This window comes from Rhodoferax ferrireducens, from assembly GCF_003347515.1.
Classification (GTDB): Bacteria; Pseudomonadota; Gammaproteobacteria; order Burkholderiales; family Burkholderiaceae_C; genus Rhodoferax.
Map to the genome: position 1 here is coordinate 1 of NZ_QEII01000181.1, position 15,965 is coordinate 15,965.

A 15,965-nucleotide genomic window follows, 5' to 3' on the forward strand; every position below is an offset into this window, starting at 1 on the left:
GCTGGGTCTGCCAAGATTGGTCACAGCCGCGGTTTCCTCCATCGAGGTTTATACGACGCCCACCCGCGTCAGTAGGCAAAGCAATGTTGAACGCCTGCACGGGCGGGCATCCTACAAACCTTAACTTTAACTGACCTTCCACCCGACCAGTTCGTGCGACAAATCTCCCCTCACCCCACCCGCATCAAACCCGCCACCCGCTCCCGCAACACCTCCGGCTGCACCGCACCCGCCGCCATCGCCGCCCCCACATTCAAGCCAACCCGGCTGAACACGCCGCGCCGGAACGGGCGCACCATGGCGCCGCCTTTTTCCACGCGGCTGAAGAACGAGCCCCACAAATTGGTCAGCGCCATCGGCACCACCGGCACGCTCAGGCCCTGCTGACTGGTGCGTTCCAAAATCTTCATAATGCCGCCCTTGAACTCCTGCAAGCTGCCATCTTTCGTGATGCCGCCTTCGGGGAAGATCGCGAGCAGGTCGCCGTCTTTCAGCACCTTGGCGGCGGCGTCAAACGCGGCTTCGTAGGCGACCGGGTTTTCAGCGCGCGGCGCAATCGGAATCGCCTTGGCCAGCTTGAACAGCCAGCCCAGCACCGGCACCTGGAAAATGCGGTGGTCCATGATGAAGTAGATCGGTCGCGGGCTGGCGGCCATCAGCAGGATGGCGTCAACAAAACTCACATGGTTGCAGACCAGAATCGCCGCGCCCTGGGTCGGGATGTTGTCATCGCCACTCACCTTGAAGCGATAGACAAAATGCGACAGCACCCAAGCCACAAAACGCAGCAAGTACTCGGGCATCAGCAAAAAGATGTAGAGCGCCACCACGGCATTGGCCAGGCCCGTGAACAGGAAAATCTGCGGAATGGTGAAGCCGCTCTTGAGCAACACACCAGCGATCAAAGAGCTGGCGATCATGAACAGCGCGTTCAGGATGTTGTTGGCGGCGATGATGCGGGCGCGGTGCGTGGGCGGGCTGCGCAGCTGGATCAAGGCATACATGGGCACGCTGTACAGGCCGGCAAACAGGCTCAAGAGCAGCAGGTCGGCCATCACGCGCCAGTGGGCGCTCTGCGCCAGGAAGGCGCTCAGACCCATGATGTCGGCGGGCGGCAGGCCACTGGACGCAAAGTACAGGTCCACCGCGAACACGCTCATGCCGATGGCGCCCAGCGGCACCAGACCGATCTCCACATGGCGGCGGCTCAGCACCTCGCACAGAAGGGAGCCCGTGCCAATGCCGATGGAAAACACCACCAGCAGCGCGGACGCCACCTGCTCGTTGCCATGCAGCACCTCCTTGGCCAGGCTGGGGAACTGGCTCAGAAACACGGCGCCAAAAAACCACATCCAACTGATACCCAAGAGCGAGCGAAACACCACCAAATTGCCATGCGCCAACTTGAGGTTGCGCCAGGTTTCGCTGACCGGGTTCCAGTTGATTTTCAGGCCCGGGTCAGTGGCCGGCGCCTTGGGAATATAGCCCGCCACCACCCGCCCCAGCACCGCCAGCAGCACGCAGGCGATGGCCACGTTGCGGTGGCCGATCTCGGGCATGGCGACCAGCAGGCCGCCGGCGATATTGCCCAGCAGAATGGCCACGAAGGTGCCCATCTCCACCATGCCGTTGCCACCGGTCAGTTCGCGCTCGGACAGCACTTGCGGCAGGTAGGCAAACTTGACCGGGCCGAACAGCGTGGAGTGCAAGCCCATCAAGAAGGTGCAGCCCAGCAGCACCGGCACGCTGGCGGCCAGGAAGCCCCAGGCGGCCAGCAGCATGATGACCACTTCGAGGTTCTTGACGAAACGGATCATGGCCGTCTTCTCGAACTTGTCGGTGAGCTGGCCCGAGGTCGCGGAAAACAGCAGAAACGGCAGGATGAACAGTGCGCCAATCACCAGCCCGGCCATGGCCGGCGGTAGCCAGCCGACGCTGAGCTGGTAGGTCACCATCACCGTGAAGGCGAACTTGAACACGTTGTCGTTGGCGGCACCCGAGAACTGCGTCCAGAAGAAGGGCGCGAAGCGGCGCTGCCTCAGCAGGGCGAACTGGTTGGGGTGCGCGTGGTCTGGCACGGCAGGTGCGACGGCAATAACCTGGGATTCGGAATTCACAATAGGTTCCTTCTTGAGGGTTGTGGCTGCGCGGACTCAAGCCCACGCCTTGGCCGCCCGGTGCAGCTTGATTTGGCCGTGATTGTGCATGACGTCGATGACCGCGCCCAGGCGATGGCCTCAGTGTGCGTGCGCCTTGACAGGAGGCACCTTAAATTCGATACAAGCCGAAGTTTTAGTACGAAAAGTATCGACAATCAATACCCATGAGCACCACCGCCGACCTCGTCATCGCCCTCAAGAAGGAACTCAAAGCCGCGCAAATGACCTATGCCGACCTGGCCCTGGCCTTGGGGCTGGCCGAGTCCAGCGTCAAGCGCATGCTGGCCAAGGGGGACATGCCGTTGTCGCGCATCGACGCCATCTGCCGCGCCCTGAAGCTGGATTTTGCCGATCTGGCGCGCCGCGTGGCCGATAACCAGCCGCTGCTGGCGCAGATGACGCAGGAGCAGGAACGCGCCGTGGTGGCCGACAAGAAACTGCTGCTGGTGGCCATTTGCGTGCTGAGCCACTGGACGCTGGAGCAGATCGTGAGCAGCTACCGGCTCAGCGAGGCGCAGGGCATCCAGTACCTGGCGCAGCTGGACCGCATCGGCATCATTGAGCTGCGCCCGCTGAATCGCTACCGCCTCAAACTGGCCAAGGCGTTTCGCTGGCGCCCGCACGGCCCGGTCATGAGCTACTTTCGCGAGAACGCCGTGCTGGATTACTTCTCAGGCGGCTTTGATGGCGCCGGCGAAGGCCTGCTGCTGGTGCACGGCTCGATCAGCCGCAGCCTGGCACCGTCTTTCATCGAGCGCCTGCAGCGGGTGGCGCAAGACTTTGCGCAGCAGCACTTGGCCGACCAGAAACTAGCGGACAAGGAACGCGAGGGTTACACCCTGTTGCTGGGCATGCGCAGCTGGGAATTTGCCGCGTTCGCCAAGCTGCGCCGCTGACCGAAGGCCCGTCAGGCCTTTTTCAACAGGCCGCGTAGAAACTACCAAATTAATAGCTACCCGCGCACAGCGGATGCGGGCTACAGCTCATTTAGACCTGTGAAGTACCTTGGCCACCGGGTTGTGACGCAGGCGGAAGGCATCGGGCATGCCGGAGCCCAGCAGCGGACGCAGGTACATGCGGAAGGCATCCGTCACGTCGGTGCCGTTGGCGCTGATGAATTCGTCCTCCATCACGCGCGTCTTGCCGGCCACGGCGTCGAGCGGCAGCAGCTCGTAGTCCACCGAATAAAAGCCGGTGCGCTTGATGGCGACCGAACCGTTGGTGGCGCCCCACATGGCAAACTGCACAGCCTTCTCGCCGACCTCGCGCGCCTCGCGCTGGTCCACGTCGGACACGCAGCCGATGAAGGAGCGTTGCAGGTAGCCAAAAGTGTCGCCGCGCACGCGCTTGATGCCGAGTTTGGCCTTGATTTCTTCGCACAGCAGATCGGCCAGCGCACCATTGCCCGAGAGCTGTACGTTGCCGTGGTCGTCGTGTTCCAGTTCTTTGGCGAGCAAGGTGGCAATCGGTGCGCCTGACGCATCGTGGATGCCTTCCGACACGGCGATCACGCAGCGGCCGTAACGCTCGTACGTGGCCTTCACGTCGGCCAGGAATTGCTCCAGCACAAAGACGCGCTCCGGCAGGTAGATCAGGTGCGGACCGTCGTCGGGAAACTTCTTGCCCAGGGCGGACGCCGCCGTCAAAAAGCCGGCGTGGCGCCCCATCACCACACCGACATAGACCCCCGGCAGGGCCGCGTTGTCCAGGTTGGCGCCGGCAAAGGCCTGCGCCACAAAGCGCGCCGCCGACGGAAAACCCGGCGTATGGTCGTTGCCCACCAGGTCGTTGTCAATGGTTTTCGGGATGTGGATGCAGCGCAGCGGATAGCCGGCTTTTTGCGCCTCCAGACTCACAATGCGCACGGTGTCGCTGGAGTCATTGCCGCCGATATAGAAAAAGTGCTCGATCTCGTGCGCCTGCAGCACCTTGAAAATTTCCTGGCAGTAGCGCATGTCGGGCTTGTCGCGCGTCGAACCGAGGGCGCTGGAGGGCGTGTGCGCCACCAGCTCCAGGTTGTGGCTGGTCTCCTGCGTGAGGTCGACGAAGTCTTCGTCGACGATGCCGCGCACGCCGTGGCGCGCGCCGTAGATGTGCTCCACCTGCGTGAAACGCCGCGCCTCCAGCGCCACGCCGACGAGCGACTGGTTGATCACGGCAGTGGGGCCGCCGCCCTGGGCGACAAGTATTTTTCCGGATGCCATGGCACTTCTCCTGGGTTCGATGAGGGGGGTCAAGCAAGCACTGTCAGCAGCGTCACTTGCGGTGCTCAGATTGTGCCCCTGCCGCGTGGCGCCCATCACTTTGCGCGCACTTGCTTTGTTGACAATTGTTAACGCACGGTTTGCGCTTACCATCAAAAACGGCAACTACAACAAAAGGAGACCCCATGGAACGCAGAACCTTTCTGGCCAGTTTGGCCGCCGGTGTGAGCAGCGCTACTTCCCTGGCCCATGCGCAGGCTTACCCGGAGCAAGCCATCCGCTGGATCGTGCCCTACCCCGCCGGTGGCGGCACGGACGTGTTGGCGCGCACCCTGGCCGAAACCCTGCGCGCGGCCATGGGGCAACAAATTGTGGTGGACAACCGGCCCGGTGCCGCCACCAACATCGGCGCGCAAATCGTTGCCACCGCCAAGCCCGACGGCTACACCCTCATGTCGGCCGATAACGCCGTGCTGGCCTTTAACGAGCACCTGTTCAGCAAGCTGCCGTTCAACCCCGACAAAGACTTCACCTACGTGGGCGGCATCAGCCGCTTTCCGCTCGCACTGGTGGTGCATCCTCATTTCAGGCCCAGACCCTGAAAGACTTCGTGACCTATGTGAAGACGCATCCCGGCGCGGTTAATTACGCCTCCCCCGGCAATGGCTCGCCGCATCATCTGGCCATGGAAATGTTCAAGGCGCGCACCGGCAGCTTCATCACCCACATTCCCTACCGCGGCGCGGCCCCGGCGATGCAGGACGTGATGGCGGGACAGGTGCCCTGCATGTTCCTCGATCTGGCGGCCGGGCTGTCCGTCATCCAGAGCGGCAAGGTGCGTGCGCTGGCCATCGGCACCGCCAGGCGCGCACGGCAATTGCCCGATGTGCCCACGCTGGCGGAAGCGGGCGTGCCGAATGCCGAAGTGTTTGCCTTCCAGGGCATCCTGGCCCCCGCCAAGCTGCCTGCCGCCATCACAGCACGATTGAATACGGAGCTCAATAAAGCACTGAACAACCCGGCGGTGGCCAAGCGCATGGCCGATTTCAGCATGGAGCCGCTGCCCGGCACGCCCGAGGAATTTCATGCCTTTGCCCGTGCCGAGTCCAAACGCTGGGGCGAGATCATCCGCGCCACCGGCATCAAGCTGGACTAACTCAAGCCGCGTAACCCAGCACGGCGAAGAAGTGACAGCCGGTGCCGGCCACCACGAAGCCATGCCAGACCGCATGGGCGTAGCGCACCCGGGAGTCCAGCACGAAGAACACCACACCCGTGGTGTAGGCGAGCCCCCCGGCCACCAGCCAGATCAGGCCGGGCAAGGGCACTTTCTCGACCAGCGGCACAGCCGCGATGAGAACCAGCCAGCCCATCACCAGGTACAGGCCGGTCGACAACCAGGGATGCGACAGGCGGTCAAAGGCCTTGAGCGTGATGCCAATAGCGGCCAGCGACCAGACCAGGCCAAACAGCGTCCAGCCCCAGGGGCCACCGAGCGCCCCCAGCGCGAACGGGGTGTAACTGCCGGCAATGAACAGGTAGATGGCGCCGTGATCGAGCTTCAGGAAAACGCGCTTGGCGCGCCCCGCCGGCAAGGCGTGGTAAAGCGTCGAGGCCAGGTACAGCAAGACCATGGTGACTGCAAAAACGACGGCCCCGACGAAGCTGGTGGCGCTCAGGCGACGCGCCGAAGCGATCAGGAAAGGCACGGCAGCGATGGCCGCCAGCAGCGCGACCCCGTGGCTCACGCTGTTGGCGATTTCCTCGCCCAGGCTTTGCGGACGTGCGCTCATGGGGCGATCAGGCCTACTGCGCGCTGGTGAACACCGTCAGCACCCCGGTGTAACCGTAGAGGTGGTGCCGCGCGATCTCGCCACCGGCAAAAAAGCCCACCAGCGGCACGTCGCCCAAGGCCCGGCGCACGATTTGCAGCTCGGCACTGGGGCCGCCGAAGTGCGGTCCGCCGCGCCCCGAACAACTCACGTAAATCGCGCCGGCAATGCCGCGCGCCGGGTGCGGGGCCGACTCCGCCTCGGACGCCGCCAAGGCCATGGCGGCCTCGACCGGCAATTCTTCCGGCTCCAGCTCTTCCCGGATCTCGGCGCAGACGCGGATCAAATCGGCCTTGGCGGCCTGCGCATTGCGCTGGCAAAACGCCAGCTGCATGCCCTCCTGCAACCCGGCCGACACGGCCACGCCGCGCCGCGCCGGGTCCAGACCGATGATGTGGCGCACGATCACGTCGCTGCCAAAATTGCCGGTGCGGCTCACCGCCACGCCGTCGCCGCCGGGGCCCGCGCTCCCCGTCGGCTGCATCAGGCCGACCAGCGTAGCGCGCACCGCCATCAGCGCCTGTTCGGGCTGGTCCAGCGACACCTTGAGCTCGCGCAACATCACGTCCAGCGCCGGCTCGCCGTCCAGCCCGGTCACCACATTGTTCTCGGCCGCCGTGATCTGATGCTCCCGGGCCAGGGGCAGGCAACCCTGGGTCACGCGCGACACCAGGCTCACCCTTTCGCCAAAGGCCACGCCGCTCAGACCGCCGCTGAACACACCGCTGGCCGCGCCGTGCCCGCTGATATTGCCGTTGCCGCCGACGGCAAACTGCACCGTGGCCGAGCGGCTGGAGGACAAACCGCCAAACAGATAGCCCGAGGCCGTGCGGGCCGCCATCTCCTCGATGAGCTCCGCCAGGTCCGACGTGTCGGCATCGGCATGCACCAGCGCGGTATGCGCCTGAAAGCCCAGCCCCAGGGGGGCCACGCCGGAGAACACCCGGTACTGGTCGCTGGGCAGCTCGCACAGCATGAGCGCCAATGCCGGCTCGTCAAAATACTCCACGTTGTTGGAGGCGATGCCGATGCCCACCGTGCCCGACCAATCGGTGATTTCCGGCAGTTCGGCGCTCAGGTGCTCCAGGATGTCCTGGGCCTGCGTGGCGTAGTGGTCGGTGATATAGAGCAGGGCCAGCGTCGGGCTGCTGGCATAACCGTGCAGCGCCATCTGGGCGCGCACTTGCGCCAACACCAAGCCGGCCGCCATGCGCCACTGCGGGTGCGTGGCGTGGCCGTAGGGAAACAGTTTCATCACAGTCCTCGTTAGTGCCGACTCAGCCGTTGCGGACAGGCGCCTTTTTGACGACTTTCTTGGCTGCAGCCCTGGGTTTACTTGCGCCTGCCGCTACTTTTTTAGTAGCTTTGACGGCTTCCTTGGCAAATCCGGCCGCCATGTTCTTGCCCATATCCATGGCGGTGGTTTTGCCCACGTCTTTCATGGCGCTGGCGGCGATTTGCTGAAACTGCTGGGTCAGCGAGCCCCACAACTGCATCGGGTCAATGATCCCGGCCGCCGCCGAGGCCGCGGGCTTGGCGACGTTGCTCACTTTCTGGGCGACTTCCTCGGCCTCGGCCGCCAGCTCGGAAAGGGTTTTGGCCGTCGTGGCGGCTTTTTCAGTGACCTTCTGCACGCTGGACGCCACCGTGTCGGCCGCCTTGAGCTTAAAGGCATTCGCCACATCGCCGATATTGAAGTTCATGCCCTTGAGCGTGGCCAGGGTCATTTTTTGCACCTCCAGCGCCTGCACGGTGGCGCCCAGCGCCTTGGAATTTTGCTCCAGCCAGAAGTGCACCGTCTTGAGCTCGGAAATGCGTTTTTCCAGCTCCTCGACGTTGAGCGAAGGCGTGATCCAGTTGGCCAGGTTGGGCATTTGCGGAATGGTCTCGGACGCCCCCTTGGCCAGGTTCTGGAGAAAGTCAAAACCGGGAACGAATTTGCCGAAACCGGTGTCTTGTGTATCACTCATGGTGTCTCCAAAGAGGTTGTCAAAATTGTACTTTTGACAGCTTACCGCAATGCGGGACCGATGGCGATGACAGAGCACGCAAAGGCCGCCTGGGAATCAGCACAAACGAGCGCACGCGCCGTCAGACGTCGCCATGCACCCGATAAATACCATCAAACAAGCCACCAGCCCTTATCAGACATGCGGGATGTACTACGAATTCAATAGCAAAACCAGCCACGCCACGAAGACGCGGTGGGACGGGGCCAGCTGCCGTTGAGGTGTCATGGACAAGACTAAAAAATCAGAACTTCACGTTCACACCGACGTAGATCGAGCGGCCCATGCCGGGCACGGCCGTACCCCATTGCGGGTAGTTGGGCAGCGCCGGGTTGCTCATGGTGGTGCCTTGCCCGACATAAGCGCCGCCGGTGGGCAGGTAGTAGAGCTTGTCAAACAGGTTCTCGATCCCGAAGTCCAGACGCACCGTCTTCCACGAATAACTACCGCGCAAGTTGGTCAGGGCGTAGCCTGGGGTCTTGATTTCGTTGCGCATGGTCGAGACATCGGTTTTGGCTTGCACCATCACCAGCTCGGCGCTGTTGTCCCAGCCGTCCACCTTGTGGGTGAGCGCGACTTTGGCGTTGAGCGGCATGATGTTGTACAGACGCTGCCCCGTGTCCTGATTGGTGCCATGGGTGTAATTCAGCAAGCCCTTGAGCCCGAAGTCACCCCAGGCACTGCTGGCCAGCGGCAGGTGCCCGGACAGGTCAATGCCGTAGAGCCGCGCCGACTGGTTGACATACTTGAGAACGCTGAATTTATCGACGACCAGCGTCGTGGCGGGCGCGTTGGTGGTGGCGTTCCACTGCACGGCGTCAATGTAGCCATCTACCTGCGTGTAGTAAGGCGTGGCCTTGAAGCCCCAGCTGCTGTCGGCGCCATGCCAGTCGAAGGTGGCCGACAGGGTGTTGGCTTTCTCGGGCTTGAGCTTGAGGTTGCCGATGTAGCCGTTGCCGTCACCGACAAAGTTGTTCATCAGCGCCGCCATCTGCCAGCTGGACCAGGTAAACCGCTCATACACATTGGGCGAGCGCACCTTGTGGGCGTAGCCGAACTCGATGTCGTAGTTGGGGCTGGCGGTGTAGCGCGCCAGTGCGGTCAGGTCCAGGTTGTTGTCGGTGCTGCTGTGACTCAGGGCGTTGAAGGCGTTGGCATCACGCGCCTGGTTCCCCATGCCTGCAGGGTTATAGCCAACGACGTTGCCCGCATTCATCTTGACCTGCTCCACGCGAGCCCCCAGCAGGGTCATCCATTGCGTGCTCTTGCGCGCCTCCCATTCGGCATACAGGGCGCTGCGGTCACGTTCGCCGTCCTTGATGTTCCAGAAGGTGCCGGGCGACATGCCGCCGCCCGACGGTGTCCACCAGTCGTTGATGCGGTACTGTTGGACTTCGCCACCCACGCGCAACAGGTCTTGCGGGTTCAAGGCCAGCTCGGCTTTGACGCTCACGCCCGTGGTTTTGCCTTCGGTGTACATCGGCATGCCCGCCGCACAGGTCGAACCGATTGGCGAGCAAGGCACGCCGTTGACGGCGGTGGAGCCGCCTGAACCGGTCACGACCTCGGCAGTCGTGGAGCCACCATACCAGTAGCGTTTGTCAGCGCCAAAGTCCATGAAGTGGTCCACGTCCTCGTGGTAGGCGCGTGCCTCCAGCGAGCCCCAGTTGAACTGGCCCAGGTAGCGCAGGTTCACGCTGTTCTGGTCATTTTTCAACATGTCCATGCGCTGGTTCGGGTAGAGCTGGAAAGGCATGGCCTGCTGGCTGAATTTGGCCTCAAACAGGTGGTCGTCGTTCCTGAAAGCGAGCCCCAGCGTCTGGTTGCGCGTTTCATACGCCGTGGAGCCCACTTCATCGCGCCCCAGGGTGTGTCCCACCCGGCCCGTGAAGTCATAGTTTTTGAAATCGCCACCGGCGCTGTAGTTGTCGGCCTGGCTGCTGGCGCCGCTGTAGCTGATGTTGAATTTGTCGGTGGCGTAGCTGGCCGACAGGTTGGCGCCGCTGGCCTTGTTGTTGCTGCGGTAAAAGGTGCCGACCTCGCCCTTGGTGATGGCCGCCTGGCCAGGCGCGGCGAATTCGGGCGGGCGAGACTCGGCGATGATGGTGCCGCCAATGCTGTCGCCACCGCTGCTGACCGGCGAGATGCCCGCATACACCGTGAGCACGCCGACGTTGCTCGGATCGATGTAAGACAGTGCCGGGTTCATGTGGTTGGGGCAGGAGGCAATCAGGTCCATGCCATCGACCTTGATGCGCAGGCGGTCATCGGCCAGACCGTGAATCGACGGCAGGCTGGACACGCCACCGGCGCCGTACAAGCTCAGGCCGGGTACATCCGAGAGCAGGCTGGCGCTGTCGCTGGTGGCTGGCAGCTTCGGCGCCAGGCTGGCCTTGTCCAGCACCGTGCCGCCCGCCGGCTGCTTGTCGGGTTTGGACTCACTGACGGTAACCACCGGCAGCGAAGTGACTTTGTCGTCAGCGGCATGCGCGTTGGCACACAGCAGCGAGAGCGCGGGCAAAGCCAGCATCAGCGCGCAAGGAAGTGTCCGCAGGGTTGGATAAGACATTTTGGAAACCATGATCTGTTAAGTTGATGGCTGCGCGAGCGCAGCGGAGGATGGGTTCACGCGGACAGTTGAGGCTCGGGCAGGCGCGCGTCGCGCCAGTGACGACGGTCACTGACTTGAGCGCTCTGTTCACGAGAACTCCTGATATCTAGTCAAACAAGCCTCTAGCCCGCATTGGATATGCGTAAGGCGCTATTAATTCAATAGCTCAAGAGGCAGCGGGCGGCCCGCGCGACGGCGGCGTGAGCGCAAAGTGAGTGGAGAAGAAAAAAGCCTGCCGGATCGTGGGCGCCTCGGGTTCGCCAAGGACGGCGAAGAGGTGAAGCAAAGCGCTTGGCGCAGGCGCGGCACGGTCTGTGAAGAGCAGGCAAAACGGGCAATGGTCAAGAGACAGAACAGCTTCCTGCCCGTCAGGGGAAGCGGTCGAAACAGCGTTTGTGCTGGCACTGGTTTCAGCAATCTGGGGCGCGGTTTTGGACGCCGTCGACCCTAGTAACACCCAGCGGGTGCCGGTGCTGGTGCACAGCTCAGTCCATGCCGACGTGCCGCCCCGCGCCAGCACCAGGGCGTGCGACAAGGTGGGCGCCAGCGCGCCAAACACCACGATCAGCAGCGCCAGCCACACCGCCAAAGGGCGGCGCAGCAGGGCAAAGTGCAGCATCAGTGGCATCGACTCTACGCGGTGCGGTGGGGACGAAGGTGGCAAAACTCAGGCGTGCTGGCTCAGGGCTTTTGCATGCCGTGGTTCATCGGCATCTTGCCGTGGTCCATGGCCGGCATATCAGTGGGTTTTGCGCCCGGGGCCACCATCACCACCGGCACGGTCAGCGCCACTTGGCTCTCCACGCCCTTGGCGTCCTTGAACACCAGCGTCAGCGGTACGGTGCTGTCTTTGGCCAGCGGCGTCTTCAGGTCCATCAGCATGACGTGGTAGCCGCCCGACTTGAGTTCCACCGTCTTGCCGGCGGGCAGGTCCAGGCCGCCCTGGACGGCACGCATTTTCATGACGTTGCCTTCCATCTTCATCTCGTGGACTTCCGCCACACCGGCGATGGGCGAGGTGACGGCGACCAGCTTGGCGCCGTCCCTGGCGGTGATTTTCATGAAGGCGCCGGTGGCCTTCTGGCCCTGCACCGTGGTGCGGACCCAGGCGTCCTTGACCTCCACGGTTTGGGCGTACAGGCTGCCGCAGGCCAGTGCAGCGATCAGGGTTAGTGCTTTCAGTTTCATGGGTTTTCCTTGGGTTAATAGCGTGAATCGCGTGAATCAAATCAGGCCAGCCAGGCCTTGAGCATGGCGGCATCGGGCGGGCCGATGGTGCGCTGCACGGCGCCTTTGCGCCCGATCAGCACCACATAGGGCGTGACATTGCGCCATTTGGGGTCTACCGTCTGGCGGATCTCCGGCTCGAAGCCGTCGAAGGCATAAATCCGGGTCGCACCCTGGTAATGGTGCGCATGCATCAGGGCGCGCTCACCCTGCACATCCATCACCACGGCCGCCAGTTCCACGGTCTGGCGCGCGGCCACAACGGCGGCATGCAACTGGTCAAACGCGTCCGGGCAGGTCGGGCAGTAGGTGGTGGTGAACACATAGGCCGCTGGCCGCGTGCCCTGGCGCAACAGGCGCGCCCAGGTGGAGGCATCAAAAGGTACTACGCTTTTAATAGCTGCTTGCGCTTTATTGGCGAGGGCTAGAGCCCGATTTGGCATATAAAGCCAGGCTGCGGCAGCCGCCAGCAGCATGGCGCGACGCCCCGCCTGCGGGCGAGCAACATGGTGTGCATCGGGTTCAAAAACGGATTTCATGGACTTGTACCTCTTTGCTGTTGCGCCACACGGCGACCATGCGCTGGCCCTGTTGGGCCAGGCGCGGCTGGTCGTTGTCCCCCTTCACGCTGGCGAGCGTCACCAGGCGGAACGATTGGCCGCTGTCGGTGGACAGCCAGGCCTTGAGCGTGCTTTGCGCCCCGTCCACACTGCGCCAGACCACCGCCACACGATCGGCCGAGGCCAGCACATCCGCATGTTCGGCACCCTCGTCGGGCAGCGCCCGCACGGTGTCGAGCCGCGGGCTGCCGTCCGCCTGCAGCCGCGCATAACGCACGGCCGCCCCGTCCTCGCCGCCCTGCTTGCGGATGCCAAACCAGACGGCATGAAAACCACCGTCGGCCGCCAGGGCCAGGCCCGGCCCGTGGTGCGGGCAGGCGTCGATGCGCCAGTCGTCAAAGGTGGCGCGCACCACCGGGGTAGGGCTTGGGTTCGCCGGAGTCGTCAAGGCCGCAAAGCCATGGTCACGCACATTGGGCTCGAACACATGGCGCCACATCGCGCGCATCCCGCCGTCCTGTCCGGTGGCCAGGGCAATGCGGCAGCACTCGCAGGAGTGGTCCGCCAGCTTGAGGTCGGGGCCAAAGGTGGCGCCGCCGTCGCGCGACTCGTTGCGGTAGATCGCCGCGCCCGTGTAGCTGGGCTTTTTGCCGACTTTGGGGGCGCGCTCCATGTCGCGCTTGTCGATCCAGACGGTGTGCAACACGCCCCGGGCATCAAAGGCCACGGACTCGAAACGGTGGGTGATTTCCTGCCGGTCGGCATGCACCGTGAACGGCGCCGAGAAGGTCTGGCCCCCATCCGTGGAGCGCAGCATGCGGATCATGCCGGTGTAGGGCTTGGCCAGCGGCTGGGTGTAACTGATGACCACCCAGCCCTGCGGTCCGAAGGCCAGCTTGGGACGGTTCTCGCCATCGGCGGACACCGTGTCGCCGCCCGTGGCGATGACGCGCGGCGCGCCCCAGCGGCTCGGCTCGTTGGCCGGGGCGGTTTGCACAAACAGCTGGCCCTGCGCATTGAGGCCAGCCAGCCACAAACGGCCGTCGGGGGCAAAGGCGACGCCACTGGCCAACTGGGCGCGCGGCGAAGCGTGCCCGTGCGCCCAGGCGCCGGCCGCAGCCAGCAGCAAGGCCACGAGAACCAGGGCCTGTTTGCGCCAGCCCATCTCTGGCCGCCCGCGCGTCAGATTTAAAAACATCACCATGTCGCCTCGAGGCCCGCGTAGAGTGCCCGTGGCATGGCTGGCGAGAACACCGGCGTGCTGGAGGACACCGAGGCACTGTCGGCGTAGCGCCGATCGGTCAGGTTCATGAGCCGGGCAAACACGTTGACGCCCTGGCCCACCGACTGACTGAAGCGCAGATTGAACACATCGTGTCCCGGGTACTTGCCATACGCAGCCGAGTTACTGGCTTCCAGCCAGTAGTCGCCCAGACGCACCCACTCCAGCTGCGCCAGCGTGCCGGCGCGCGGCGTCCAGCTGATGCGGGTGTTGCTCATGACGCGTGGGGCTGTTTCCATTTCATTGCCCGAAAAATTGGCGCTGGCTGTGACCCAGTCCACGTAGCGGTGCCTGGCGTAGGACAGGGCCGTGTCCAGCCGCCACTGCGGATTAAGCGCTTTTCCCAGCGCCAGCTCAATGCCCTGGTGCTCGGTCTTGCCGGCATTGACGCTGGTGCTGACATTGGTGGCGAGATCACGCTGGCTCACCAGATCATCTTTCTTGACCAGCTGGTACACGGCCAGGTCATACGACCAGCCCGCCACGGCACCGCGCCAGCCCACTTCAAACTGGTTGGCCTTGACCGGCTTGAGCGCCAGCGCCAGCTGGGCCCTGGTGGCGGCGTCCGTTAGCGTGCCGCTGCCGGCTCGGAACAACTGGCCTTCGGACGGCGCCCGGAAACCGTGGTTGTACGAGGTGTACACGCTGCTGGCCGGGCTCAGGGCAAAGGTCGCAGCGAGCTTGGGGCTCAGGTGTGAATAGTCCACCGAGGCCGACGCGGTTTGACCGTAATAGCGCGCCGTCGTTCCGGCCCGCGTGGTGCTGGCCGCGATGTTGTTTGTCATGTCGTAGCCGAGGCTGTCAAAACGCAGCCCGGCGCTCACCCGCAGGGCCGGCAGGGGCGAGAGCTCGCCCTGCGCGTAGGCCGAGGCGCTCTTAAAAGTGACGTCGTAGTCATAGATCCGGTTGCCCACCGTGTAGCCGGTATAAAAGCGGTCGGCGCCGGCACCGGTGGACGTGAGGCTCAGGCTGTCCTCGGTGCGCGAGCCCGGGCTGCGCTCCAGATCCAGCCCCACGATCAGGCGGGCTTTCAGCGCGCCGCTGAAATCCTGCCGCCATTTCGTCATCACGCCGATGGACGTGACATCCGCCTTCTCGATGCGCGGGTCCGAGCTCAGGTTGTAGGAGCCGTTGAGGTCCATTGCATTGCGGCGCACATAGGGCGTGATGGTCAGCAGCGCGGCCCCGAGCTCACGCTCGTACTGGGTCGACAAGCGCAGCGCATCGACTTTGCGGTAGGCAATCGACAGGTTGTTTTTGGTCGGGTTGTTGAGGTAGTCGTTGTAGCTGAGCGCGGTGTTGGCGCCGGTCTGCTGGTCGATTTTGGTGTAACCCAGAATGGTCTTGAGCACCGCGCCATCGGCCAGCGCCTGGTCGTGGCGAAAGCTGGCGCTTTGCCGGTCATAGGCGGTTTGGTCGCGCCAGCCATCGGTGTGGGTCAGGTTGACGGCGGCGCGTACGGCACCGTCCGCACCGGTCGCCGTCGTGCCATCCACCAACAGACGCCGCCAGCCAAAGCTGCCAGCCTCGCCGGACACCGACAGACCCGGCTTGGACGAAGGCAGCTTGGTCAGAATATTGACCGTGCCGCCAATGGCGTCCGAGCCGTACAGCGCCGAGCCCGGGCCCTTGACCACCTCGATGCCCCCGGCCTGCGCCAGATTGACCTCGTACAAGGCGTTGTGGTTGAAGAAGCCGGTGGCCCGGATCGGGATGCCGTCTTCCAGGTACAGATACAGCGGGCTGGTGGTGAAGGGCTGGCGGATCGCCGTGCTGTGGCCCTCGCCATTGGTGACGGCAATCGCCACGCCGGGCACCTGCCCGAGAATCTGCTGCGGGTGCATGGGGCCGGTGCGCTGGATGTCCTGCGCGCTGATGACGCCGACGGAGGCGGGTGTTTGCAACAATAGTGTCTTCTCCCGGCTGCCCGTGATGGTGACCACGTTCAGGGCGGAGGGCTCGGTTACGGCTGGCTGCGTTTGGGCAGCGGCCGGGAAAACGATGAAAAAAGAAACGGGAAACGCCAGGGTCAACGCCAGGGCTACACGATTTTTCCGCATGGAAAATCTCCGAAAATATCA

General features: G+C 63.8%; 12 protein-coding genes and 1 pseudogene. 2 read left to right on the plus strand and 11 right to left on the minus strand.

The annotated features are described in order from the left end of the window. Positions 1-170 precede the first annotated feature (170 nt). A complete protein-coding gene (locus C5P05_RS01430) occupies positions 171-2,117 on the minus strand; it encodes an MFS transporter (RefSeq protein ID WP_114968119.1) in 1,947 nt (648 codons plus the stop codon). 206 nt (positions 2,118-2,323) lie between these two features. Here C5P05_RS01430 and C5P05_RS01435 point away from each other — a divergent pair, with 206 nt between their 5' ends. After that, entirely contained in the window at positions 2,324-3,055 is a 732-nt protein-coding gene (locus tag C5P05_RS01435) for a helix-turn-helix domain-containing protein (protein WP_114968120.1), read from the plus strand. Positions 3,056-3,142: 87 nt separating this feature from the next. Here C5P05_RS01435 and C5P05_RS01440 read toward each other — a convergent pair whose 3' ends face one another. After that, positions 3,143-4,363, minus strand: a complete 1,221-nt coding sequence (locus C5P05_RS01440) for a 6-phosphofructokinase (protein ID WP_114968121.1) — start codon at positions 4,361-4,363, stop codon at positions 3,143-3,145. Between the two features lie 185 nt (positions 4,364-4,548). Between C5P05_RS01440 and C5P05_RS01445 the strand changes: the two are divergent. After that, positions 4,549-5,519 (plus strand): annotated as a pseudogene (locus C5P05_RS01445) (Bug family tripartite tricarboxylate transporter substrate binding protein). A gap of 1 nt (position 5,520) precedes the next feature. Here C5P05_RS01445 and trhA read toward each other — a convergent pair. The 9 genes from trhA to C5P05_RS01490 all read right to left on the minus strand — a co-directional run bounded on the left by trhA (position 5,521) and on the right by C5P05_RS01490 (position 15,944). Beyond that, positions 5,521-6,156 (minus strand): PAQR family membrane homeostasis protein TrhA, encoded by a 636-nt coding sequence (trhA, locus tag C5P05_RS01450; RefSeq protein ID WP_114968122.1) that lies wholly within the window; start codon positions 6,154-6,156, stop codon positions 5,521-5,523. A gap of 13 nt (positions 6,157-6,169) precedes the next feature. Next, on the minus strand, positions 6,170-7,450 hold the full coding sequence (locus C5P05_RS01455; protein ID WP_114968123.1) for an FIST signal transduction protein: 1,281 nt from the start codon (positions 7,448-7,450) through the stop codon (positions 6,170-6,172). 22 nt (positions 7,451-7,472) lie between these two features. Beyond that, positions 7,473-8,165 (minus strand): PhaM family polyhydroxyalkanoate granule multifunctional regulatory protein, encoded by a 693-nt coding sequence (locus C5P05_RS01460; RefSeq protein ID WP_114968124.1) that lies wholly within the window; start codon positions 8,163-8,165, stop codon positions 7,473-7,475. Between the two features lie 283 nt (positions 8,166-8,448). Further along, entirely contained in the window at positions 8,449-10,773 is a 2,325-nt protein-coding gene (locus C5P05_RS01465; RefSeq protein ID WP_114968168.1) for a TonB-dependent receptor, read from the minus strand. 208 nt (positions 10,774-10,981) lie between these two features. Continuing rightward, positions 10,982-11,443 (minus strand): DUF2946 family protein, encoded by a 462-nt coding sequence (locus tag C5P05_RS01470; RefSeq protein ID WP_114968125.1) that lies wholly within the window; start codon positions 11,441-11,443, stop codon positions 10,982-10,984. Between the two features lie 53 nt (positions 11,444-11,496). Further along, positions 11,497-12,003 carry a copper chaperone PCu(A)C gene (locus C5P05_RS01475; RefSeq protein WP_114968126.1) on the minus strand — a complete coding sequence of 169 codons (507 nt, stop codon included), beginning with the start codon at positions 12,001-12,003 and terminating at the stop codon, positions 11,497-11,499. A 41-nt stretch (positions 12,004-12,044) separates the two neighbouring features. Further along, on the minus strand, positions 12,045-12,581 hold the full coding sequence (locus C5P05_RS01480; protein ID WP_114968127.1) for a hypothetical protein: 537 nt from the start codon (positions 12,579-12,581) through the stop codon (positions 12,045-12,047). After that, entirely contained in the window at positions 12,565-13,800 is a 1,236-nt protein-coding gene (locus C5P05_RS01485) for a hypothetical protein (protein WP_114968128.1), read from the minus strand. Before C5P05_RS01485 ends, C5P05_RS01480 begins: the two co-directional genes overlap by 17 nt. Next, on the minus strand, positions 13,800-15,944 hold the full coding sequence (locus C5P05_RS01490) for a TonB-dependent receptor (protein WP_114968129.1): 2,145 nt from the start codon (positions 15,942-15,944) through the stop codon (positions 13,800-13,802). The genes C5P05_RS01485 and C5P05_RS01490 overlap by 1 nt, the downstream gene beginning before the upstream one ends. Positions 15,945-15,965 lie beyond the last annotated feature (21 nt).

Excerpts from the sequence above, each read along its gene's own strand:
- C5P05_RS01470 (WP_114968125.1), bottom strand. The coding sequence starts at position 11,443 with ATGCCACTGATGCTGCACTTTGCCCTGCTGCGCCGCCCTTTGGCGGTG.
- C5P05_RS01480 (WP_114968127.1), bottom strand. The coding sequence starts at position 12,581 with ATGAAATCCGTTTTTGAACCCGATGCACACCATGTTGCTCGCCCGCAG.
- C5P05_RS01440 (WP_114968121.1), bottom strand. The coding sequence starts at position 4,363 with ATGGCATCCGGAAAAATACTTGTCGCCCAGGGCGGCGGCCCCACTGCC.
- C5P05_RS01455 (WP_114968123.1), bottom strand. The coding sequence starts at position 7,450 with ATGAAACTGTTTCCCTACGGCCACGCCACGCACCCGCAGTGGCGCATG.
- trhA (WP_114968122.1), bottom strand. The coding sequence starts at position 6,156 with ATGAGCGCACGTCCGCAAAGCCTGGGCGAGGAAATCGCCAACAGCGTG.
- C5P05_RS01460 (WP_114968124.1), bottom strand. The coding sequence starts at position 8,165 with ATGAGTGATACACAAGACACCGGTTTCGGCAAATTCGTTCCCGGTTTT.
- C5P05_RS01465 (WP_114968168.1), bottom strand. The coding sequence starts at position 10,773 with ATGTCTTATCCAACCCTGCGGACACTTCCTTGCGCGCTGATGCTGGCT.
- C5P05_RS01435 (WP_114968120.1), top strand. The coding sequence starts at position 2,324 with ATGAGCACCACCGCCGACCTCGTCATCGCCCTCAAGAAGGAACTCAAA.
- C5P05_RS01475 (WP_114968126.1), bottom strand. The coding sequence starts at position 12,003 with ATGAAACTGAAAGCACTAACCCTGATCGCTGCACTGGCCTGCGGCAGC.
- C5P05_RS01485 (WP_114968128.1), bottom strand. The coding sequence starts at position 13,800 with ATGTTTTTAAATCTGACGCGCGGGCGGCCAGAGATGGGCTGGCGCAAA.
- C5P05_RS01490 (WP_114968129.1), bottom strand. The coding sequence starts at position 15,944 with ATGCGGAAAAATCGTGTAGCCCTGGCGTTGACCCTGGCGTTTCCCGTT.